General features: G+C 68.9%; 18 protein-coding genes and 1 tRNA gene. 11 read left to right on the forward strand and 8 right to left on the reverse strand.

Annotated features, from left to right (window positions below):
• Nucleotides 1–126: 126 nt before the first annotated feature.
• The 8 genes from ACWD0A_RS02245 to rpmH form a co-directional block, all read right to left on the reverse strand.
• A complete protein-coding gene (locus ACWD0A_RS02245) occupies nt 127–1,227 on the reverse strand; it encodes a ParB/RepB/Spo0J family partition protein (protein WP_451293770.1) in 1,101 nt (366 codons plus the stop codon).
• Nucleotides 1,224–2,297, reverse strand: coding sequence for a ParA family protein (locus tag ACWD0A_RS02250; protein ID WP_451293772.1), 1,074 nt, complete (start codon nt 2,295–2,297; stop codon nt 1,224–1,226). Before ACWD0A_RS02250 ends, ACWD0A_RS02245 begins: the two co-directional genes overlap by 4 nt.
• A gap of 248 nt (nt 2,298–2,545) precedes the next feature.
• A complete protein-coding gene (rsmG, locus tag ACWD0A_RS02255) occupies nt 2,546–3,262 on the reverse strand; it encodes a 16S rRNA (guanine(527)-N(7))-methyltransferase RsmG (RefSeq protein WP_177149320.1) in 717 nt (238 codons plus the stop codon).
• Between the two features lie 110 nt (nt 3,263–3,372).
• Nucleotides 3,373–3,885, reverse strand: coding sequence for a Jag family protein (locus ACWD0A_RS02260; RefSeq protein WP_177149321.1), 513 nt, complete (start codon nt 3,883–3,885; stop codon nt 3,373–3,375).
• A gap of 14 nt (nt 3,886–3,899) precedes the next feature.
• A complete protein-coding gene (gene yidC, locus ACWD0A_RS02265) occupies nt 3,900–5,186 on the reverse strand; it encodes a membrane protein insertase YidC (protein WP_451293774.1) in 1,287 nt (428 codons plus the stop codon).
• A 3-nt stretch (nt 5,187–5,189) separates the two neighbouring features.
• On the reverse strand, nt 5,190–5,549 hold the full coding sequence (gene yidD, locus ACWD0A_RS02270; protein ID WP_307714552.1) for a membrane protein insertion efficiency factor YidD: 360 nt from the start codon (nt 5,547–5,549) through the stop codon (nt 5,190–5,192).
• Nucleotides 5,546–5,917: a ribonuclease P protein component gene (gene rnpA, locus ACWD0A_RS02275; protein ID WP_177149324.1), complete on the reverse strand. Its 372-nt coding sequence runs from the start codon at nt 5,915–5,917 to the stop codon at nt 5,546–5,548. Before rnpA ends, yidD begins: the two co-directional genes overlap by 4 nt.
• Before the next feature lie 18 nt (nt 5,918–5,935).
• Nucleotides 5,936–6,073 carry a 50S ribosomal protein L34 gene (gene rpmH / locus ACWD0A_RS02280; RefSeq protein WP_018846094.1) on the reverse strand — a complete coding sequence of 46 codons (138 nt, stop codon included), beginning with the start codon at nt 6,071–6,073 and terminating at the stop codon, nt 5,936–5,938.
• A gap of 360 nt (nt 6,074–6,433) precedes the next feature.
• On the opposite strand from rpmH, the gene dnaA reads away from it, so the two are divergent.
• The 11 genes from dnaA (at nt 6,434) to ACWD0A_RS02335 (ending at nt 22,512) form a co-directional block, all read left to right on the forward strand.
• On the forward strand, nt 6,434–8,239 hold the full coding sequence (dnaA, locus tag ACWD0A_RS02285; RefSeq protein ID WP_451293777.1) for a chromosomal replication initiator protein DnaA: 1,806 nt from the start codon (nt 6,434–6,436) through the stop codon (nt 8,237–8,239).
• Nucleotides 8,240–9,109: 870 nt separating this feature from the next.
• Nucleotides 9,110–10,240, forward strand: coding sequence for a DNA polymerase III subunit beta (gene dnaN / locus ACWD0A_RS02290; protein ID WP_177149470.1), 1,131 nt, complete (start codon nt 9,110–9,112; stop codon nt 10,238–10,240).
• A gap of 86 nt (nt 10,241–10,326) precedes the next feature.
• The gene (gene gnd / locus ACWD0A_RS02295; RefSeq protein WP_451294035.1) at nt 10,327–11,220 is read left to right on the forward strand and encodes a phosphogluconate dehydrogenase (NAD(+)-dependent, decarboxylating); all 894 of its coding nucleotides are present in this window, start codon (nt 10,327–10,329) and stop codon (nt 11,218–11,220) included.
• A gap of 57 nt (nt 11,221–11,277) precedes the next feature.
• Complete coding sequence (gene recF / locus ACWD0A_RS02300; RefSeq protein WP_451293779.1) at nt 11,278–12,417, forward strand: DNA replication/repair protein RecF; 1,140 nt, start codon at nt 11,278–11,280, stop codon at nt 12,415–12,417.
• The gene (locus ACWD0A_RS02305; RefSeq protein WP_307714548.1) at nt 12,414–12,959 is read left to right on the forward strand and encodes a DUF721 domain-containing protein; all 546 of its coding nucleotides are present in this window, start codon (nt 12,414–12,416) and stop codon (nt 12,957–12,959) included. The genes recF and ACWD0A_RS02305 overlap by 4 nt, the downstream gene beginning before the upstream one ends.
• Before the next feature lie 307 nt (nt 12,960–13,266).
• Nucleotides 13,267–15,342, forward strand: coding sequence for a DNA topoisomerase (ATP-hydrolyzing) subunit B (gene gyrB, locus ACWD0A_RS02310; protein WP_451293781.1), 2,076 nt, complete (start codon nt 13,267–13,269; stop codon nt 15,340–15,342).
• 44 nt (nt 15,343–15,386) lie between these two features.
• Complete coding sequence (gene gyrA, locus ACWD0A_RS02315; protein WP_451293783.1) at nt 15,387–17,981, forward strand: DNA gyrase subunit A; 2,595 nt, start codon at nt 15,387–15,389, stop codon at nt 17,979–17,981.
• Nucleotides 17,982–17,984: 3 nt separating this feature from the next.
• Entirely contained in the window at nt 17,985–18,620 is a 636-nt protein-coding gene (locus ACWD0A_RS02320) for a DUF3566 domain-containing protein (protein ID WP_373429308.1), read from the forward strand.
• Nucleotides 18,621–18,702: 82 nt separating this feature from the next.
• Nucleotides 18,703–18,776, forward strand: a tRNA-Ile gene (locus ACWD0A_RS02325).
• Between the two features lie 235 nt (nt 18,777–19,011).
• Entirely contained in the window at nt 19,012–19,146 is a 135-nt protein-coding gene (locus ACWD0A_RS02330) for a DLW-39 family protein (protein ID WP_003958712.1), read from the forward strand.
• A gap of 1,872 nt (nt 19,147–21,018) precedes the next feature.
• Nucleotides 21,019–22,512 carry a hypothetical protein gene (locus ACWD0A_RS02335; RefSeq protein ID WP_451294037.1) on the forward strand — a complete coding sequence of 498 codons (1,494 nt, stop codon included), beginning with the start codon at nt 21,019–21,021 and terminating at the stop codon, nt 22,510–22,512.
• Nucleotides 22,513–22,526: the final 14 nt, after the last annotated feature.

The raw sequence follows: 22,526 nt of genomic DNA on the forward strand, positions 1-22,526 counted from the left end.
GCGTCATACCAGAACGCATCGTATCCACCCAGCCCCGACACGGATACCGCAATACGGCAAGAGGCGGGTCGTGTCTCGTGAACCGGAACACGACCCGCCCTTTTCGGCAATGGTGATCGAAGAGCCTCAGACGTCCTCGTCCTCGGCGAGCTCCTCACCGAGCCCCTTCTCCAGGACGCGGCCCTCCCCGGGGGCCAGGGTGCCGAGGATCCTCTCGAGGTCGTCTATCGACGCGAACTCGACGACGATCTTTCCCTTCTTCAGCCCGAGGTCGACCTTCACCCGCGTCTCGAAGCGATCCGAGAGCCGGGAGGCGAGATCGGTGAGCGCCGGGGACAGCCGGGTCCCGGCTCGCGGGCCCTTGGCCTTGGGCGTGCTCTTGGGGCCGGAGTTGAGCAGAGTGACGATCTCCTCGACCGCCCGTACCGAGAGGCCCTCGGCCACGATGCGGTGGGCCAGCCTGTCCTGTTCCTCCGAGTCGTCCACGGAGAGCAGCGCCCGCGCGTGCCCCGCGGAGAGAACGCCGGCAGCGACCCTGCGCTGCACGGGCGGTGAGAGCTTGAGGAGGCGCAGCGTGTTGGACACCTGCGGACGCGAGCGCCCGATGCGGTCGGCCAACTGGTCATGGGTGCAGTCGAAGTCCTTGAGGAGCTGGTCGTAGGCAGCCGCCTCTTCCAGCGGGTTCAACTGTGCCCGGTGGAGGTTCTCCAGCAAGGCGTCCAGCAGAAGCTTCTCGTCATCGGTGTGCCGGACGATCGCAGGGATCCGCTCCAGACCGGCCTCGCGGCACGCCCGCCAGCGGCGCTCGCCCATGATGAGCTCGTAGCGGTCCGGCCCCAACTGTCGTACGACGACGGGCTGGAGCAGACCGACCTCCTTGATGGAGGTGATCAGCTCGGCGAGAGCATCCTCGTCGAAGACCTCACGCGGCTGTCGCGGATTGGGGGTGATCGCACCGAGCGGCACCTCCGCGAAATGCGCTCCTGCCGGCTCGCTCGGCTGCGGTGCGGCGTCCATGTCCACGGCGGAACCGATCCCGTCCGGCGCGGTGGCGGCCGCAGGGAGGGTGGCGACCTTGGCCGCGGCCACCCCACGGTCCGCCGTCAGCACCGGACCCGCCGCAGGAGAGGGCGCGGCACCCGCCGAGGGCGGTGCCTGCTGCTCCTGGGGAGCCGCGGGGATCAGCGCACCGAGCCCACGCCCCAATCCTCTACGTCGCTCGCTCACTGGATCCCCTCCGACACATTCTGCTGATTGTTCTGAACCGCGTGGGCGTGCTGCGGGTCGTAGTGGACCCCCACGCCACGCAGCGCGATCTCCCGGGCGGCTTCAAGGTATGACAGGGAACCGCTGGAACCCGGATCGTAGGTCAGGACCGTCTGTCCATAGCTCGGAGCCTCCGAGATACGCACCGACCGGGGGATGCTCGTCCGCAGGACCTCATCCCCGAAGTGGCTGCGCACCTCGTCCGCCACCTGGGAGGCGAGCCGCGTCCGGCCGTCGTACATGGTGAGCAGGATCGTCGATACATGAAGCGAGGGATTGAGGTGTCCTCGCACCAGATCGACGTTCCGCAGCAACTGGCCCAGCCCCTCCAGCGCGTAGTACTCGCACTGGATGGGGATGAGAACCTCCGCACCCGCGACGAGTGCATTGACGGTCAGCAGGCCGAGTGACGGCGGGCAGTCGATCAGGATGTAGTCCAGCGGCTGCTCGTACGCCTGGATGGCGCGCTGAAGTCTGCTCTCCCGCGCCACCAGCGACACCAGCTCGATCTCCGCACCGGCGAGATCGATGGTGGCGGGAGCGCAGAAGAGTCCTTCGACGTCGGGGACGGGCTGGACCACCTCGGCGAGGGGCCTGCTCTCCACCAGGACGTCATAAATCGAGGGAACTTCCGCATGGTGATCGATTCCCAGCGCCGTGGAGGCGTTGCCCTGGGGATCGAGGTCCACCACCAGAACGCGCGCCCCGTGCAGGGCGAGCGAGGCGGCGAGGTTGACCGTGGTGGTGGTCTTCCCTACGCCGCCCTTCTGATTGGCGACAACCATGACGCGTGTCTGTTCAGGTCGGGGCAGCCCCTCACCGGCACGCCCCAGCGCCTCCACAGCCAGCTGAGCAGCACGGCCGATGGGGGTGTCGTCCATGGGCGGCGGTGTTTCACGTGAAACATCCTCCCCCGGGGACTCGGTACGGGGACCGGGGACCGGATCGGTCATCGGTCCCGCGATGTTGGCGTCGGACCGCAAGGATTCACTCTCCTCGACTTCAGGCTCGCGATGAGGAGAGCCTGCCATGCTTTCGGGGTCGTGAACCAGCGAGGCCCGTGGTTCTGTGGAGGAATCCACCTCTGTGGACAACTCGGTAGCCCTCAAGAGGGGCTTGCGACCCCTCGTCGGCGCGGCAGCACGGCCGCGGCTGATGATTCCCTGCAGCAGTGAGCGACGTTTCACGTGAAACACGATGCCTGCGCCGCATCACCGAACCGGGACGACACTCCGAAATGCGTACGTATGGAAGCTTGTATGGCTCAGCGTGCTGAGGGTCAGCGGCGGCGACGAGTTCGGCTTGTCCTTGCGGCCTTCGCGCGCTTGGCGGCGAACCTCACACCGCCCGGACTTTCACCCACCTCGACCCGTACGACGGTGGACAACGGGTCGACGATGCCTTCACCGACATGGAGGACCGAGGTCTCCACGACTCCGAGCTTGCTCAGCGCGGCCCGGGCGCTCTGGATCTCCTCCTCGGCGGTGTCACCCTTGAGCGCCAGCATCTCGCCGTAGGGACGGAGCAGAGGGACGCCCCAGCCGGCCAGGCGGTCCAGCGGTGCCACGGCTCGCGCCGTCACCACATGCACCGGAGGAACCTTTCCCAGCATCTCCTCGGCCCTGCCCCTGACCACGGTCACGTGGTCCAGGCCCAGCAGCTCGACGACCTCCTGCAGAAAGTTCGTACGCCGCAGCAAGGGTTCGAGAAGGGTGATCTTGAGGTCCGGCCGGACGAGGGCGAGCGGGATGCCCGGAAGACCGGCGCCCGAGCCGACGTCGCACACCGTCACCCCCTCCGGGACGACCTCGGAGAGCACAGCGCAGTTCAGCAGGTGACGCTCCCACAACCGGGGAACCTCACGCGGGCCGATCAGGCCGCGCTTGACCCCGGCATCCGCGAGCAGCTCCGCATACCGCACGGCCTCCGGAAAAAGCTCTCCGAACACCGTCCGCGCCGCCTCGGGCGCCTGGGGAAGCTCCGCTGCCTCCGTCACGGGAACCGTCCTTCCGTACCGCACTGCCGCGCAGGGCTGTGGTGGCTGACTATCAGGCTGACAAAGATCGGCCCCGCCTGCGAACAGACGGGGCCGAGGGAACACGTGGGTCAAGCAGGGAGTACGACGACGAAGCGCTGGGGCTCCTCGCCCTCGGACTCGCTGCGCAGACCGGCGGCCGCGACCGCGTCGTGGACGACCTTGCGCTCGAAGGGCGTCATGGGGTCGAGCTTCACCGGCTGGCCGGTGGTCTTGACCTCGTTGGCCGCCTTGGCGCCGAGCTCGGCCAGCTCGGTGCGCTTCTTCGCCCGGAATCCGGCGATGTCGAGCATGAGACGGCTGCGGTCACCGGTCTCACGGTGCACAGCCAGGCGCGTCAGCTCCTGAAGGGCCTCGAGGACTTCGCCGTCCCGGCCCACGAGCTTCTGCAGATCCCGGCTGCCCGCGTCACTGATGATCGAGACCGCGGCGCGGTCCGCCTCGACGTCCATGTCGATGTCACCGTCGAGGTCGGCGATGTCGAGCAGGCCCTCGAGGTAATCAGCCGCGATCTCCCCTTCCTGCTCGAGGCGGGTCAGGGTGTCGCCACCCTCGGCGGCGGCGGAGATGGTGCCTTCCGTCACGGATGGACTCCTTCTTACTTCTTGGACGACGGGTGCTTGGGGCGCTGCTGGCCCTTGCGCTGCCCGGACTTCGCCTGTCCGGGCTTGGTCTGGCGGGATCCGGTGGCCTTGCCACCGCCGGCCTTGGGCGGGACGCCCTCGGCGGACTCGTCCTTCTGCAGCGACGTCTTGGACACGGAGTCGGCCGGGGCTTCGTCACCCTTGGCCGCACCCACGGTGCCGGCGGCGGACTGGCGCCGCGCCTTGCTCTGCCGCTTGGGCTGCTGGCGCCGCTGGGCACCGCTGCCGCCCTCGGCCTCGGCCTCGGCCGTCTCGCTCTTCGTCACGGTGCCGTCCGCCTGGGCGGCCAGGCCGGCCTTGGCCAGCCCGGTGATGAACCGGCGCTCGTTCTCGTTGCGGTCCGGCCCCTTGGCCACGATCGCCTGGACGACCGAGCGCTTGCGGCGCGAGCGAACCTCGCCGTGCGCGACGACGCCCTTGAGGAGGCGCTGCAGGTAGTGGTCCTGCGCCTTGCTGCCCGGCGTCGGGTTCTGGTTGATGACGTACATCTGCTGGCCCATGGTCCACACGTTGGTGGTCAGCCAGTAGACGAGGACACCGACCGGGAAGTTGATGCCCATGACGGCGAAGATCACCGGGAAGATGTACATCAGCATCTTCTGCTGCTGCATGTACGGCGTCTTGACGGTGAGGTCGACGTTCTTCTGCATGAGCTGGCGCTGCGTGTAGAACTGCGACGCCGACATCATGATGATCATGATCGCGGTGACGATGCGGACATCGGTGAGGGAGGCGTTGAGTGCCTCGACCTTGGCCGGGTCGTCCATGAACTTCGCAGCGATCGGAGCGCCGAAGATGTGCGCCTCACGCGCACTGTTCACCAGGCTCTGGTTGAGGACACCGATCTCGTCACCCGAGGCGATCTTGCTGAGCACGTGGTACAGAGCGAAGAAGAACGGCGACTGCGCGAGGATGGGCAGGCACGAGGAGAGGGGGTTCGTCCCCGTCTCCTTGTACAGCTTCATCATCTCTTCGGACTGACGCTGTCGGTCGTTCTTGTAGCGCTCCTGGATCGCCTTCATCTTCGGCTGGAGCGCCTGCATGTTCCGGGTCGACTTGATCTGCTTCACGAAGAGCGGGATCAGGCAGATCCGGATGAGGATCACCAGCGACACGATGGACAGTCCCCAGGCCCAGCCCGTGTCCGGGCCGAAGATCGCCCCGTAGAGCTTGTGGAACTGGACGATGATCCACGAGACAGGTGTGGTGATAAAACTGAAGAGACTGGCAATCGTGTCCACTAATCAGGCTCCTTGAGCATTGGGCGAGGTCTCTGCGGCCGGGCTCGGGGTTCCGGGGGCCGACCCCAGGGCAGGCACATCAGCGGCGGAGTGCCCGCCCTTGCTGCCGCGCAAGGCATCGCGCAGCATTTCGTGCCACCGTGGGCGCTTGCGCGGGGGCACATGATCCACGCCGCCCGGCGACCACGGATTGCACCGCAGGATCCGCCAGGCGGTCAGGGCCGTGCCTTTCACCGCACCGTGCCGGTCGATGGCCGTAAATCCATAGTGGGAACACGACGGGTAGTACCTGCAGACAGGTCCCAGCAGCGGGCTGATCGTCCACTGATAGATCTTGATCAGTGCCAGCAGTGGGTACTTCATCGCGCGCCCCCTCCCAGCAGCCGCTGCAGAGCGGCGTCCAGGTCTCGGGCCAGCTGTGCATGTTCGGCGTCGCCCGCACCGGGCAGCGCCCGTACGACCACCAGGCTACCGGGGGGCAGCTCGGAGAGCCGATCGCGTATGAGGTGGCGCAGTCTCCGCTTGACCTTGTTGCGTACGACGGCACCGCCCACGGCCTTGCTCACGACGAAACCCGCACACGTCGGGGGAGCGCTCTCCCCAGGCGCGTGCGGGTCCGTTGCACCGCTGCGTAGATGGACGACGAGAAGCGGGCGTCCGGCCCGGCGTCCTCGGCGTACCGCAGTCGCGAAGTCCTCGCGCCGCCTCAGCCGATTCTCGGAAGGCAGCACGTCATGACCTGTACGCGATCAGGCGGACAGGTTGGCGCGACCCTTGCTGCGACGGTTCGCCAGGATGGCGCGACCGGCACGGGTACGCATGCGCAGGCGGAAACCGTGGGTCTTCGCACGACGACGGTTGTTCGGCTGGAAGGTGCGCTTGCTCACTCGGGGGCTCCAGAAATGATTCGTTGATGGCGGGACATCGCCTGGCTGTCACCGTGCGCCCACGAGTAGCTCGCGATTACGCCCGAGTGCACCGCTTCACAATCACAGACCGTGATCTTTGCCCATCGGAGGCAGGCGGCAGCAGCCATCGACAACTCGACCTGGTTACGGTACGCGCGGCTACGCCATCCGGTCAAACCAGGCCGTTGACGGTCCCCGCTGTGCACAGGCTGTGGACAACAACTTGAACCGCATGGCTCGGCCTGACTACCGTGGCTGAACTCGGATTCCTTTCCTGCCTGTCTTCCCATCCCGTCCCGAGAACCACACATTCGTGGGACCTGTGAGAGAGCGTGCTTCGTGGCTGATGTACCTGCCGATCTTGCCGCAGTGTGGCCACGAGTGCTGGACCAGCTCCTGGACGAGGGCCAGCAGGGCGTCGAGCCCAAGGACAAGCAGTGGATCGAACGCTGCCAGCCCCTCGCGCTCGTCGCCGACACCGCGCTGCTCGCCGTCCCCAATGAGTGGGGCAAGCGGGTGCTCGAGGGCCGCCTCGCCCCGCTGATCAGCGAGACGCTGAGCCGCGAGTGCGGCCGTCCGATCCGGATCGCGATCACCGTCGACGATTCTGTGGGTGAGCCGGCCGCCCCCCAGGCACCGCCCGCGCATCAGCAGCAGCGCTACCAAGGGCCTCAGCGCGACGATTCCCGCCCGACCGACGCGTACGACGGCCCGCGCCAGGGCGGCGACGCCTACGAGAGCGGGCGCCAGAGCAGCCCCTACGACGGCGGCTACGGCCACCGCCCGTCCCCCGACGACGGCCTGCCGGAGGTGCGCCCGTCGTACCCCGAGTACCAGCAGCAGCGCCCCGAGCCCGGCGCCTGGCCGCGTACCCAGGAGGACCTCTCCTGGCAGCAGCCGCGCCTCGGCGGCTTCCAGGAGCGCGACCCGTACGCCTCCGCCCCGCCGAGCCGGTCCCAGCACGACTACCGGCAGCCGCCGGAGCGCCAGCAGTACGACCCGCGTGCCGAACGCCAGCTGCCCGAGCCGCAGGCCCCGCACCGCGGCGGCCCCTCGGGCGCGCCCGGACCGCTCGGCGCCAAGCCCGCGCCCGCTCCCGGTCCCGGCGAACCGCACGCCCGCCTGAACCCCAAGTACCTCTTCGACACGTTCGTCATCGGCGCGTCCAACCGCTTCGCGCACGCCGCGGCCGTCGCGGTCGCCGAGGCGCCGGCCAAGGCGTACAACCCCCTGTTCATCTATGGGGAGTCGGGGCTCGGCAAGACGCACCTGCTGCACGCCATCGGGCACTACGCGCGCAGCCTCTATCCCGGCACCCGCGTGCGGTACGTGAGCTCCGAGGAGTTCACCAACGAGTTCATCAACTCGATCCGCGACGGCAAGGGCGACACCTTCCGCAAGCGCTATCGCGACGTGGACATCCTCCTGGTCGACGACATCCAGTTCCTCGCGAGCAAGGAGTCGACGCAGGAGGAGTTCTTCCACACCTTCAATACGCTGCACAACGCCAACAAGCAGATCGTGCTGTCCTCGGACCGGCCGCCCAAGCAGCTGATGACGCTGGAGGACCGGCTGCGGAACCGTTTCGAGTGGGGTCTGACCACCGACGTGCAGCCGCCCGAGCTGGAGACGCGTATCGCGATCCTGCGCAAGAAGGCCGTGCAGGAGCAGCTCAACGCCCCGCCGGAGGTGCTGGAGTTCATCGCGTCCCGCATCTCCCGGAACATCCGTGAGCTGGAAGGCGCGCTGATCCGGGTCACGGCGTTCGCCTCGCTCAACCGTCAGCCGGTGGACCTCGGTCTCACCGAGATCGTGCTCAAGGACCTGATCCCCGGCGGCGAGGACGCCGCTCCCGAGATCACCGCGACCGCGATCATGGCGGCCACGGCCGACTACTTCGGCCTCACGGTCGAGGATCTGTGCGGATCCTCGCGCAGCCGCGTGCTGGTGACGGCACGCCAGATCGCGATGTACCTGTGCAGGGAGCTCACGGATCTGTCGCTGCCGAAGATCGGCGCACAGTTCGGCGGACGCGACCACACGACCGTGATGCACGCGGACCGCAAGATCCGCGCGCTGATGGCGGAGCGGCGGTCGATCTACAACCAGGTCACCGAGCTCACCAACCGCATCAAGAACGGCTGACCCAGCCGCCGGCACGGCCCGAGAAGGCGCCCACGGGAGGAGATCCCGGGCGCCTTCTCGGCGTTCCAGGGCCTTTCTCGGAGCGCCGGGGCCGCTCGGCAGGCCGCCGTGCCGTCCTGTCACGGGACGGCTGTGTTCGAATACGTCCCGACCGGTGCCCGTTCTCCACAGGAGTGGGGACGATCTTCCGTCCACAGCCTGGGGACCGGGAAGTTGTCCAGATACGGTCCACAGGACAGCTCGCGGAGGCACTGTAGGGCCAGCTCAGCGGGGTGTGGATTTGTGGCCGGACGCCCTCCACAGTCTGTGGACAGCCGAATCGTCCACAGACCTTGATCCACGTTGTCCACCGGCGGCCCACAGGCAGGGCCTCGTTGCCCACAGCTTTTCCCCACCCCTGTCCACTGTTCGGCAACGCGACATCCCGACTCACCGGGTCGAGTGAAAGGCATCACACCAAGGTGGTCGGTTGGCCTGTGGGGAACGTGGGTAAAGCTGGGGACGGCACTGGGGAGAAGTCCCTGTGGGCTGTGCATCGGGTGTGCAGAACTTTCGCGTGTCCACAGAAGCGCCCGGTTGTCCACCGGTCCCGCCCACAGGCGCGGTGGACAAAAAACGGGCCATGACCTGCGCAGAAGGCGTTATCCACGGTTTCCACAGGCCCTACTACTACTCCCACTCAGAGTTACCGGGAAATTCGCTTGGAAGAGGGGCCTGTGCACAACTCGCGCCCGGAGCGCCCGGTACCTCTTGGCGCGACTTGACCCCGACCCGCACCAGCTGTCGGCGCCGTGCGTCAGACTGGTCTCCGGCATCAAGCCGACGACGAAGGCCAGCAGGGCGAGCCAGCAACAGCAGGAGGCGGTTCCGGTGAAGATCCGGGTGGAGCGCGATGTACTCGCGGAGGCGGTGGCCTGGGTGGCCCGCAGCCTTCCGGCCCGTCCGCCGGCGCCCGTACTCGCAGGCCTTCTTCTGAAGGCGGAGGACGGCGCCCTCAGCTTCTCCAGCTTCGACTACGAGGTCTCGGCCCGCGTCTCGGTGGAGGCCGAGATCGACGAGGACGGCACCGTGCTCGTCTCCGGCCGCCTGCTCGCCGACATCTGCCGCGCCCTGCCCAACCGGCCGGTGGAGATTTCCACAGACGGTGTACGGGCGACCGTGGTCTGCGGCTCCTCGCGGTTCACCCTCCACACCCTGCCTGTGGAGGAGTACCCGGCGCTCCCGCAGATGCCGACCGCGACTGGCACCGTGCCCGGCGAGGTCTTCGCCTCCGCCGCCGCCCAGGTCGCCATCGCCGCCGGCCGCGACGACACCCTTCCCGTCCTGACCGGTGTGCGGATCGAGATCGAGGGCGACACCGTCACCCTGGCCTCCACCGACCGCTACCGCTTCGCGGTCCGGGAGTTCCTGTGGAAGCCCGAGAGCCCTGACGCCTCCGCGGTGGCCCTGGTGCCCGCCAAGACGCTGCTCGACACCGCCAAGGCGCTCACCAGCGGTGACACGGTCACCCTGGCGCTGTCCGGCTCCGGTGCCGGTGAGGGTCTGATCGGTTTCGAGGGCGCCGGGCGGCGGACGACGACCCGACTGCTCGAAGGCGACCTGCCGAAGTACCGCACGCTGTTCCCGACCGAGTTCAACTCGGTGGCCGTCATCGAGACCGCGCCGTTCGTCGAGGCCGTCAAGCGTGTCGCCCTGGTCGCCGAGCGGAACACCCCGGTGCGCCTCAGCTTCGAGCAGGGCGTGCTGATCCTGGAGGCCGGCTCCAGCGACGACGCACAGGCTGTGGAGCGTGTGGACGCGCAGCTGGAGGGCGACGACATCTCGATCGCCTTCAACCCGACCTTCCTGCTGGACGGTCTGAGCGCGATCGACTCCCCGGTCGCCCAGCTGTCCTTCACCACCTCCACCAAGCCCGCGCTGCTGAGCGGCAAGCCGGCCGTGGACGCGGAGGCGGACGAGGCGTACAAGTACCTGATCATGCCGGTGCGACTGAGCGGCTGATCAGCGGCTTTTGAGCGCCTGACCCCACAGGTGTGCACCCGCGTCCGGGCGTAGTCTCGGACGCGGGTAGGAAACGGCACACAACGATTGAGGAATCTCTGATGGAGCTCGGTCTCGTCGGCCTCGGCAAGATGGGCGGCAACATGCGTGAGCGCATTCGCCGCGCAGGCCACACCGTCATCGGCTACGACCGCAACCCGGACCTCGCGGATGTCCACAGCCTCGAGGAGCTTGTGAACAAGCTCAAGGGCCCGCGCGTCGTCTGGGTCATGGTCCCGGCGGGTGCCGCGACCCAGTCCACGATCGACGAGCTGGCGGAGCTGCTGTCCCCCGGCGACATCGTCGTCGACGGCGGCAACTCCCGCTGGACCGACGACGAGAAGCACGCCGAGGAGCTGGCCGCCAAGGGCATCGGCTTCGTCGACTGCGGCGTCTCCGGCGGTGTCTGGGGCCTGGAGAACGGCTACGCGCTGATGTACGGCGGCGACGCCGAGCACGTGGCGAAGGTTCAGCCGGTCTTCGACGCGCTCAAGCCCGAGGGCGAGTTCGGCTCGGTCCACGCGGGCAAGGTCGGCGCCGGGCACTTCGCCAAGATGGTCCACAACGGCATCGAGTACGCCATGATGCAGGCCTACGCCGAGGGCTGGGAGCTGCTGGAGAAGGTCGACTCAGTCACCGATGTGCGCGAGGTCTTCCGCTCCTGGCAGGAGGGCACGGTCATCCGGTCCTGGCTGCTCGACCTCGCGGTCAACGCCCTGGACGAGGACGAGCACCTGGAGAAGCTGCGCGGTTTCGCGCAGGACTCCGGCGAGGGCCGCTGGACCGTCGAGGCCGCGATCGACAACGCCGTGCCGCTGCCGGCGATCACCGCGTCGCTGTTCGCGCGGTTCGCGTCCCGCCAGGACGACTCCCCGCAGATGAAGATGATCGCCGCACTGCGCAACCAGTTCGGCGGCCACGCGGTGGAGAGCAAGAAGTAATCCACAGGCTGTGCACTGCCATGCACAGCCTCGCCGGGGGAAGGTCGGCGCCACACCATGCACGTCACGCATCTGTCGCTGGCCGACTTCCGCTCGTACGCCCGGGTCGAGGTCCCTCTCGATCCGGGCGTCACCGCTTTCGTGGGCGCGAACGGCCAGGGCAAGACCAATCTCGTCGAGGCCGTCGGCTATCTGGCGACGCTGTCCAGCCACCGGGTGTCCTCGGACGCTCCGCTGGTGCGGATGGGGGCCGACCGTGCGGTGATCCGCGCCGCCGTCACCCAGGGCGAGCGCTCCCAGCTGGTCGAGCTCGAGCTCAACCCGGGCAAGGCGAACCGTGCCCGTATCAACAGGTCCTCGCAGGTCAGGCCGCGTGACGTGCTCGGGATCGTACGCACGGTCCTGTTCGCGCCGGAGGACCTCGCGCTGGTCAAGGGTGATCCCGGTGAACGCCGGCGCTTCCTCGACGAGCTGGTCACGGCCCGATCGCCCCGCATGGCCGGAGTGCGCTCGGACTACGACCGCGTGCTCAAGCAGCGCAACACCCTCCTGAAGTCGGCCGCGATGGCGCGCCGGCACGGCGGGCGTTCCATGGACATGTCCACGCTGGACGTATGGGACCAGCACCTGGCGCGGGCCGGAGCCGAGGTGCTGGCCAGACGGCTCGACCTGACAACCACCCTCCAGCCCCTGACGGACAAGGCGTACGAGGCACTCGCCCCGGGCGGCGGTCCGATCGCCCTGGAGTACCGTTCCTCCTCCGGTCCCGCGGGCGCCGAGCACACCGGGCCCATGACGCGCGAGGAGCTGTACGAGCAGCTGATGGGCGCGCTGGCCGAGGCTCGCAAGCAGGAGATCGAGCGGGGTGTGACCCTGGTCGGCCCGCACCGTGACGACCTGCTGCTCAAGCTGGGACAGCTCCCGGCGAAGGGGTACGCGAGCCATGGCGAGTCCTGGTCGTACGCGCTGGCGCTGCGGCTGGCCTCCTACGACCTGCTGCGTGCCGAGGGCAACGAGCCGGTGCTCGTGCTCGACGACGTGTTCGCCGAGCTGGACGCACGTCGCAGGGAGCGCCTGGCGGAGCTGGTGGCCCCTGGTGAACAGGTGCTGGTGACGGCCGCGGTCGACGACGACGTCCCGCACGTGCTGGCGGGCGCCCGGTACGCGGTGGCCGACGGGCAGGTGGAGCGCGTATGAGCGAGGACGAGATCCCTTCGGCCGCCCGGGTCCCCGAGTCCTCGGGTGTCGACCTGGCACGCGTCGCGCTGCGCGCGGCCAAGGAGCAGGCGAAGGCCAAGGGCGCGGCCGCGCAGCAGAAGAAGCAGGCCAGGCGCGGCGGTGGGCTGCGCTCCGGTGCGCGCGCGGACGGTCGCGATCCGCTGCCGCTGGGCGCGGCGATCAACCGGCTGATCACCGAACGGGGCTGGGAGACCCCGGCCGCCGTGGGCGGTGTGATGGGCCGCTGGCCGCAGATCGTCGGCGAGGACCTGGCCAAGCACTGCGTACCGCTGCGCTACGACGAGGACCCGGACGAGCGCGTGCTGACGGTCCAGTGCGACTCCACTGCGTGGGCGACGCAGCTGCGGCTGCTGGCTCCGCGGCTGGTGGCGCGGCTGAACGAGGACCTGGGGCACGGCACGGTCCGGGTGATCAAGGTGCTGGGCCCCGGCGGGCCGCAGCGCCGGTTCGGTCCGCTGCGGGCGCCGGGAAGCACGGGCCCGGGGGACACGTACGGCTGACCCGGTCCCGGTCGCGCGGCTGCCGCGACAGGGGAAACCGGACGGTACGTCCGAGGTGTCCCTCAGGGTAGCCGGAGGTTGACAGCCCGAAGCTCTCAAAGCCCGTGTGAGCCTCTTGGAGCCCCTTCCCGCATATGGGGAGTCGGACGGAGGAGGTTCAGGGCGGCACATGCGGACTCAGCTACCGGCAAACCCCCATTCGTGTCGCCGGTACCGGTAGACTGGTGGACAATCCCGCGCCTCTCGCGGGACTCGTCGATTAGATACCGAACGACGCAGCCGGTCCCGCAGTGACGGAGAGCGGCTTGTGCTGTGCCAGAAAGGGCGCTTCGTGGCCGATTCCGGCAACCCCAACGAGAACCTTCCGTCCACTGCTGCCGGTGGGAACGGCGAGGTCACCGCCTCGTACGACGCCAGCGCGATCACCGTCCTCGAGGGTCTGGACGCGGTCCGCAAGCGCCCCGGCATGTACATCGGCTCGACCGGTGAGCGTGGACTCCACCACCTCGTCCAAGAGGTCGTCGACAACTCCGTCGACGAGGCCATGGCCGGCCACGCCGACAGGATCGACGTCACGATCCTCGCCGACGGCGGCGTACGCGTCGTCGACAACGGCCGTGGCATCCCGGTGGGCATCCACCCCGTCGAGAAGAAGCCGGCCGTCGAGGTCGTGCTCACCGTGCTGCACGCGGGCGGCAAGTTCGGCGGCGGCGGCTATGCCGTCTCCGGCGGTCTGCACGGCGTGGGTGTCTCCGTGGTGAACGCGCTGTCCTACAAGCTCGCCGTCGAGATCAGGACGGACGGCTACCGCTGGACGCAGGAGTACAAGTCGGGCGTCCCCACGGCTCCGCTGGCCAAGCACGAAGAAGTGTCCGACTCCGGCACCGCGGTCACCTTCTGGGCCGACCCGGACGTTTTCGAGACGACCGAGTACTCCTTCGAGACGCTGTCGCGGCGCTTCCAGGAGATGGCCTTCCTCAACAAGGGCCTGACGATCACGCTGACCGACGAGCGCGAGTCCGCGAAGGCGACCATGCGCGCCGACGACGCGGACGCCTCCGCCGAGGCGGTCGAGGAGCAGCCGGCCCGCACCGTGAAGTACCACTACGAAGGCGGCATCGTCGACTTCGTGAAGTACCTCAACAGCCGCAAGGGCGAGCTCATCCACCCCACGGTCATCGACATCGAGGCCGAGGACAAGGAGCGGATGCTCTCGGTCGAGATCGCGATGCAGTGGAACTCGCAGTACACGGAGGGGGTGTACTCCTTCGCGAACACGATCCACACGCACGAGGGCGGTACGCACGAGGAGGGCTTCCGGGCCGCTCTGACGGGTCTGGTCAACCGGTACGCGCGCGACAAGAAGCTGCTGCGCGAGAAGGACGACAACCTCTCCGGCGAGGACGTGCGCGAGGGTCTGACCGCGATCATCTCGGTCAAGCTCGGCGAGCCGCAGTTCGAGGGCCAGACCAAGACCAAGCTGGGCAACACCGAGGCGAAGACCTTCGTGCAGAAGGTCGTCCACGAGCACCTGACCGACTGGTTCGACCGCAACCCCAACGAGGCCGCGGACATCGTCCGCAAGTCGATCCAGGCGGCCACCGCCCGTGTCGCGGCCCGCAAGGCACGCGATCTGACCCGCCGCAAGGGCCTGCTGGAGTCGGCGTCGCTGCCGGGCAAGCTGAGCGACTGCCAGTCCAACGACCCGACCAAGTGCGAGATCTTCATCGTCGAGGGTGACTCCGCCGGCGGCTCGGCCAAGTCCGGCCGCAACCCGATGTACCAGGCCATCCTGCCCATCCGAGGCAAGATCCTGAACGTGGAGAAGGCGCGGATCGACAAGATCCTGCAGAACACCGAGGTCCAGGCGCTGATCTCGGCCTTCGGCACCGGGGTCCACGAGGACTTCGACATCGAGAAGCTCCGCTATCACAAGATCATCCTGATGGCGGACGCCGACGTCGACGGCCAGCACATCAACACCCTGCTGCTGACGTTCCTGTTCCGCTTCATGCGGCCGCTGGTCGAGGCCGGCCACGTCTTCCTCTCCCGTCCCCCGCTGTACAAGATCAAGTGGGGCCGGGACGACTTCGAGTACGCGTACTCCGACCGCGAGCGCGACGCCCTCGTCGAGCTCGGCAAGCAGGCCGGCAAGCGCATCAGGGAGGACTCGATCCAGCGCTTCAAGGGTCTCGGCGAGATGAACGCCGAGGAGCTGCGCATCACCACCATGGACCAGGAGCACCGCGTGCTCGGCCAGGTCACGCTGGACGACGCGGCGCAGGCCGACGACCTGTTCTCGGTGCTCATGGGCGAGGACGTGGAGGCGCGGCGCTCGTTCATCCAGCGCAACGCCAAGGACGTCCGCTTCCTCGACATCTGAGTCGGTCTCAGCTGAGTACCGCACGAAAGGACTGAAGACCAGCAATGGCCGACGAGAACACTCCTGTCACCACCGAAGAGGAAGAGCCTCTCGCCATGCGTGTCGAGCCCGTCGGGCTCGAGACGGAGATGCAGCGCTCCTACCTCGACTACGCGATGTCCGTCATCGTGTCGCGCGCGCTGCCCGACGTGCGGGACGGTCTCAAGCCCGTCCACCGCCGCGTGCTGTACGCGATGTACGACGGCGGTTACCGCCCCGAGAAGGGCTTCTACAAGTGCGCCCGTGTCGTCGGTGACGTCATGGGTACGTACCACCCCCACGGCGACACCTCGATCTACGACGCCCTGGTCCGCCTGGCGCAGCCGTGGTCGATGCGCATGCCGCTGGTGGACTCCAACGGCAACTTCGGTTCCCCGGGCAACGACCCGGCCGCGGCCATGCGGTACACCGAGTGCAAGATGATGCCGCTGGCCATGGAGATGCTCCGGGACATCGACGAGGAGACCGTCGACTTCCAGGACAACTACGACGGCCGCAACCAGGAGCCGACGGTCCTGCCGGCGCGCTTCCCGAACCTGCTGATCAACGGCAGCGCCGGTATCGCCGTCGGTATGGCCACCAACATCCCGCCGCACAACCTGCGCGAGGTCGCGGCCGGTGCCCAGTGGGCGCTGGAGCACCCGGAGGCCACGCACGAGGAGCTGCTCGACGCCCTGATCGAGCGGATCAAGGGCCCGGACTTCCCGACCGGGGCCCTGGTCGTCGGCCGCAAGGGCATCGAGGAGGCGTACCGCACCGGTCGCGGCTCCATCACGATGCGGGCCGTCGTCGAGGTCGAGGAGATCCAGAACCGCCAGTGCCTGGTGGTCACGGAGCTCCCGTACCAGGTGAACCCGGACAACCTCGCGCAGAAGATCGCCGACCTCGTGAAGGACGGCAAGATCGGCGGCATCGCGGACGTCCGTGACGAGACGTCCTCGCGGACCGGCCAGCGCCTGGTCATCGTGCTGAAGCGCGACGCGGTCGCCAAGGTCGTGCTGAACAACCTGTACAAGCACACCGACCTGCAGACGAACTTCGGCGCCAACATGCTCGCCCTCGTCGACGGCGTGCCGCGCACGCTGTCCCTGGACGCGTTCATCCGCCACTGGGTGACGCACCAGGTCGAGGTCATCGTCCGGCGCACCAGGTTCCGCCTGCGCAAGGCCGAGGAGCGGGCGCACATCCTGCGCGGTCTGCTCAAGGCGCTCGACGCGATCGACGAGGTCATCGCGCTGATCCGGCGCAGCGACACCGTCGAGGTGGCGCGCGAGGGCCTGATGGGCCTGTTGGAGATCGACGAGATCCAGGCCAACGCGATCCTCGAGATGCAGCTGCGCCGGCTCGCCGCCCTGGAGCGTCAGAAGATCATCCAGGAGCACGACGAACTCCAGGCGAAGATCAACGAGTACAACACGATCCTCGCCTCGCCGGAGAAGCAGCGCGGGATCATCAGTGAGGAACTGGCCGCGCTGGTCGACAAGTTCGGCGACGACCGCCGCTCCAAGCTGGTGCCCTTCGACGGCGACATGTCCATGGAGGACCTGATCGCCGAGGAGGACATCGTCGTCACGATCACACGTGGCGGCTATGTGAAGCGCACGAAGACCGACGACTACCGCTCGCAGAAGCGCGGCGGCAAGGGCGTGCGCGGCACGAAGCTGAAGGAAGACGACATCGTCGACCACTTCTTCGTCTCCACCACCCACCACTGGCTGCTGTTCTTCACCAACAAGGGCCGGGTCTACCGGGCCAAGGCGTACGAGCTGCCGGACGCCGGCCGTGACGCGCGCGGTCAGCACGTCGCCAACCTGCTGGCCTTCCAGCCGGACGAGCAGATCGCCGAGATCCTCGCGATCCGCGACTACGAGGCCGCGCCGTACCTGGTGCTCGCCACCAAGGCCGGTCTGGTGAAGAAGACGTCGCTGAAGGACTACGACTCCCCGCGTTCGGGCGGTGTCATCGCGATCAACCTCCGGGAGACCGAGAGCGGTGCCGACGACGAACTGATCGGTGCCGAGCTGGTGTCCGCCGAGGACGATCTGCTGCTCATCAGCAAGAAGGCGCAGTCGATCCGGTTCACGGCGACGGACGAGGCGCTCCGCCCGATGGGACGCGCGACCTCCGGCGTCAAGGGCATGAGTTTCCGCGAGGGCGACGAACTGCTCTCGATGAATGTCGTCCGGCCCGGTACGTTCGTGTTCACCGCCACCGACGGCGGGTACGCGAAGCGGACCGCCGTCGACGAGTACCGCGTCCAGGGTCGCGGCGGCCTCGGTATCAAGGCCGCGAAGATCGTGGAGGACCGCGGATCGCTCGTGGGCGCGCTGGTGGTCGAGGAGACCGACGAGATCCTCGCCATCACGCTCGGTGGCGGCGTGATTCGTACGCGAGTCAATGAAGTCAGGGAGACGGGCCGTGACACCATGGGCGTCCAACTGATCAACCTGGGCAAGCGCGATGCCGTGGTCGGGATCGCTCGCAACGCCGAGGCAGGTCGCGAGGCCGAAGAGGTCGACGGGACCGAGGCGGACGGCGACGAGCCGGCCGAGTCGGCAGCCGAGGGCACTCCGTCCTCGGCTGGGGAGCACGAGGAGTAGAGCGTGAGTGGAGCCACGGGCGCCGGAGCGGCCGCTTCCGGAGCGAACGGTGCCCGTGGCCCTGCCGCGGACTCCCAGGGGGCCACAGTGACGGACACCCGGGGGCCTCAGCCCCCTCACCAGATGTTCGGCGGCGAGCAGCCCGCTCCCGCCCAGCCGGGACAGGCGTACCACCCGCCGCAGGCGTATCCCTCGCCGGGCGGCGCCCAGGGCGGCCAGTCCGCTTCGGCGGTGCGCCGGCCGCGTACGGGTGCCAGTACGACACCGCGTACGCGCAAGGCGCGGCTGCGGGTGGCGAAGGCCGACCCGTGGTCGGTGATGAAGGTCAGCTTCCTGCTCTCCATCGCCCTGGGCATCTGCACCGTGGTGGCGGCCGCGGTGCTGTGGATGGTCATGGACGCGATGGGCGTCTTCTCGACGGTCGGCGGGACGATCAGCGAGGCCACCGGCTCCAACGAGAGCAACGGCTTCGATCTCCAGTCGTTCCTGTCGCTGCCGCGCGTGCTCATCTTCACCTCGGTCATCGCGGTGATCGATGTGGTGCTCGCCACAGCGCTGGCCACCCTCGGGGCCTTCATCTACAACCTGTCCGCCGGATTTGTGGGCGGTGTGGAGCTCACGCTCGCCGAGGACGAGTAGTGCCGGAGCCGGGTCCCCGGAATCCGATTTTGGCGCTGCACCGCGTGTGCGCTAATCTTCAGAGGTCAGCGCGCAGCGCGGAGGGGCTATAGCTCAGTTGGTTAGAGCGCATCCCTGATAAGGATGAGGCCACAGGTTCAAATCCTGTTAGCCCCACAGTGCAAAGGCCCCCAGCCGGATCCGGCTGGGGGCCTTTGGCGTGTCCGGCGGGGCCGCACGGTCCGTGACCGGCGCGCCCCGGCGAGAGCCGGGCCGATCGCTTTGTCGCTGCCCCCAGTTGAGGCGGGGCAATGCCTCGGCGGCTGCCCGGTAGGTCACCGATCGGTATCGGTCGGTGTGTATAGTCGGGCGCCAGAAGTCCTCATACGTCAAGGAAAGACGAGGTCGCGCGGTGAAGAAGCTTCTCCTGGTCGCACTGGCCGCCATCGGCGGGCTCCTCGTGTACCGCCAGATCCAGGCGGATCGCGCCGAGCAGGATCTGTGGACGGAGGCGACCGACTCCGTGCCCGCAGGTTCGGGTGTGTGAGACGCAGTCCTTGGATCATGGGCCCCGGTCGCGGAAGCGGCCGGGGCTTCGTGCTGTTCGGGGGCCGGTGCGACGACGGCGGCCGACTGCGGGCTGTTGCATGACCGTGACGCAATGCCCTTGAGTTCACCTCAGCAAATCACTAGCTTGCGAGAGCAAACGCGAGGCTGTGGAGGGGGACGCGCGTGACAGCACGACAGAGCCGCCGGGCGGCGGTGGTGACGGTCGGCGCCGCACTGCTGGCCCTGGCGGCGGTGCCGCTGCCGTACAGGCCGTGCGGCTCAAGGGGGACACCCCATCGGCCTGTCGCTGCAGAAAGGCCGCCGAGGACCTTGCCGAGCCCGCTGACGGTGCCGTCGGCACGCGCACGATCCTGCTGGTCTCGGACGGCGAGGACAGCTGCGGGACTCCGCCGCCCTGCGAGGTGGCCCGCCGGCTCGCCGGGGACGGCGTGGGGCTGCGGATCGACACCGTCGGCTTCCAGGTGCGCGGTGCCGCACGGGAGCAGCTGGAGTGCATCGCCCGGTCCGGGAACGGCCGTTACCACGACGCCCCCGACGCCGACGCGCTCGCCCGTCAGCTGCAGCGCTCCGCCCAGTCGTCGGCGGACGGCTACCGCTTCGACGGCGAGCGGTCGCCGGCACGCCGGCGCGGGACGCGGCCCCGGTGCTCCGCCCCGGTCAGTACCTGGACACCATCGACCCCGGCGAACAGCGGTACTACGCCGTCGATCTCGACGCCGAGTCGACGGTGGACCTCTCCGCCACGGCCGTGCCGCAGCCGGGGGCCGCGGTCGACACCTTCGACGCGCTGCACACGGAGATCGCGTACGGCGCCGACAGCGCCTGCGAGTCGAGCACCGAGCATTTCCTCCAGGAGGAGGGCGCGACTCCGCTGACGTCGGCCGTCGCACGCGTGCCCAGCTCCAAGGGTTCCGGCAGCTGCGACGAGGCGGGCCGCTACTGGCTCGTCGTCGAACGGAAGAGCAAGGCGGCCTCGGACGCCGCCCGCTGGCCGCTGGAGCTCACCTACGGCGTCGAGAGGCCGCTGGGCGCCGGCGTGACGCCCGCGCAGTCGCGGCCGGAGTACGGAAAGGGCGGCAAGGACGCGGTGCTGTCCACCGGTGACCCGAAGGACGTGCGTGGCGGAACCGGCTTCAACGACGCCGAGGAGATCGGGCAGGGCGTGTGGCGGGACGAGCTGCTCCCCTCGCAGACGCTCTGGTACAAGGTCCCCGTGGGCTGGGGACAGCAGCTGCGCTACGACGTGAAGTTCTCCAACGAGCCGACCCTGAACGGTTCGTCGGCGGTCTGGTCGTACGGCGCCACCCAGGTCTTCACCCCGGCCCGGGCGCCGGTCGGCGGCGGCACCGGGGAGTTCAGCCCGCAGACCGTCTACATCGGCCGCCCGGCGGTGCTGGAGATGGGCACGGTCCCGGTCGCCTGGACCAACCGCCACGAGAGCCACCCCAACGTGCTTCCCGTGCACACGACAGGAAGCTTCTGCATCGCCGTGACGCTCGGCGCGAAGGCCGCCGAGATCGCGGAGAACCCGCGGATCGGTGTGGTCCTGCGCGTGGCCGTCCTCGGCGATCGGCTGGCCGGGCCGCAGCACGACGCCCCGTGTCGGCGGGCGGTCCGGGCGAACAGGGGGACAAGAAGGGTGATTCACCCGCGCGCGCAGACAGCGCGGGCGCCGACGGGGCAGGATGGTCCGGCGTCGCGATCGCCGCGGCGGGGGGCGGCGGCGCCGTCTGATCGCGGCCGTGGCGGTCGTCCTGCTGCGGCGCAGGACCGCGGCGGCCACCGGCCCGTCCGGTTGGCCGAGCCCGGCGGCGGGCTCGTCGGACTCATCGACCACAGGGAGATACGCGTGAAGAGGCAGCGCGGCAGGGGCCGGGTGACGCTGGCCGCGATGGCGGCGATGTGCGCCGTGGCGGCGCTGCCGGGGCAGGCGTGGGCGGCGGGCGAACCGAGCCCGTACACGTTCGACGACGAGGCGAAGCCCGTCCAGGGCACGCCCGTCAACAGCAACGGCCCGGAACTCACCGCCGGTTCCACGTACAAGGACAGCATCAAGCCGGGCGAGAAGCGCTACTACCGGATCGACCTGGACGCCACGTCCAACGCCTATGTCTCGGCCGTGGCCGTCCCCAGGCTGGGGACGAAGGTCGCCTACGCCGACAAGCTCGAAGTCAGCATCGAGGACCGGTCGGGCTCCGAGTGCAGCGACGGCGAGGCCACGTTCGGATCGGCGACGTACGCCCGCCCGGTCGCCGACTACGCGACCCGGCGGATCGAGAAGGACAGCAGCAGCTGCCAGGAGGCCGGCGCGTACTACGTCCTCCTGGAGCGTACGAGCGAGGCCACGTCGACACCCGAGCCGTGGGATGTGGAGATCCGTTTCCTCTCCGAGTCCGGGCTGAAGGAGGCCGAGCCCACGGCGGCGCCGGAGAACTGGCCGTCCGCCTCGCCCGCGGTGCCGGGCGGCGGTCCGCAGAAGCGGGCCGGAGGCACCGGCTTCCACGACGCGACCAGCCTCGAACAGGGCGAGTGGCAGGACGAGATCGCGCCCGGCCGGACCCTCTTCTACCGGGTGCCGGTGGACTGGGGGCAGCAACTGTTCGTCAGCGCCGACATCGGCAACAGTCCTTCGGGCGACGGACTGAAGAGCGTCGGCAACGCCATGGCGGTGGCCCTGTACAACCCCGCCCGCGGGCTGGTGGACGAGGACAGCAGTGTCTACTACGACGGCAAGCAGAAGGCCATGGCCCTCGACCCGCTGCCGCCGGTCGCCTACAAGAACCGCTACGACTCCGACACCAGTGCGGCCGCCATGCGGTTCGCCGGCTGGTACTACCTCTCGGTCACGCTGAGCCCGGAGATGTCGGAGGCGTTCGGCGACAAGCCGTTCCCGCTGACGCTGCGCGTGAACGTGACCGGTCAGCCCGAGGCGGGTCCCGCCTACGAGGGTCCGGCGGGCGACTTCCAGGTCACCGAGGACGACCGGGCCGCTGCCGACAGCGGCAAGAACGCCGACGCCGCGGAGAAGAGCGGCACGATGGCGGTCGTCGCCGCGGCGGGCATCGGCGCGGGGACCGTCCTGGTGCTCGGGCTCGGCGCATGGACGCTGCTCGCACGGCGCCGGGACGGGGCGCAGGAGGGCCCAGCCACCGTCCCGGCGCAGGGACAGGGGCACGTGCCGGCGCCGCAGCAGGCCCAGGCGGTCCAGGCGCAGGACGCGCCGGCGGCCGCGTACGGCCCGCCGCCCGGGTACGGCTATCCGCCCGCGCAGCCGCAGCCCCCGCAGGGGCCGCACGGCCAGGGCTACGGGTACGGGCAGTACGGACCGCCGCCCGGCCGGTAGGCGGAAGAGCGGCG

The organism is Streptomyces sp. NPDC002867, assembly GCF_053591895.1.

What these genes read in the sequence shown, in the direction of transcription:
- ACWD0A_RS02250 (WP_451293772.1), bottom strand. Translation starts at nt 2,297, where the DNA reads ATGGCAGGCTCTCCTCATCGCGAGCCTGAAGTCGAGGAGAGTGAATCC.
- yidD (WP_307714552.1), bottom strand. Translation starts at nt 5,549, where the DNA reads ATGAAGTACCCACTGCTGGCACTGATCAAGATCTATCAGTGGACGATC.
- recF (WP_451293779.1), top strand. Translation starts at nt 11,278, where the DNA reads ATGCACGTCACGCATCTGTCGCTGGCCGACTTCCGCTCGTACGCCCGG.
- ACWD0A_RS02305 (WP_307714548.1), top strand. Translation starts at nt 12,414, where the DNA reads ATGAGCGAGGACGAGATCCCTTCGGCCGCCCGGGTCCCCGAGTCCTCG.
- gyrA (WP_451293783.1), top strand. Translation starts at nt 15,387, where the DNA reads ATGGCCGACGAGAACACTCCTGTCACCACCGAAGAGGAAGAGCCTCTC.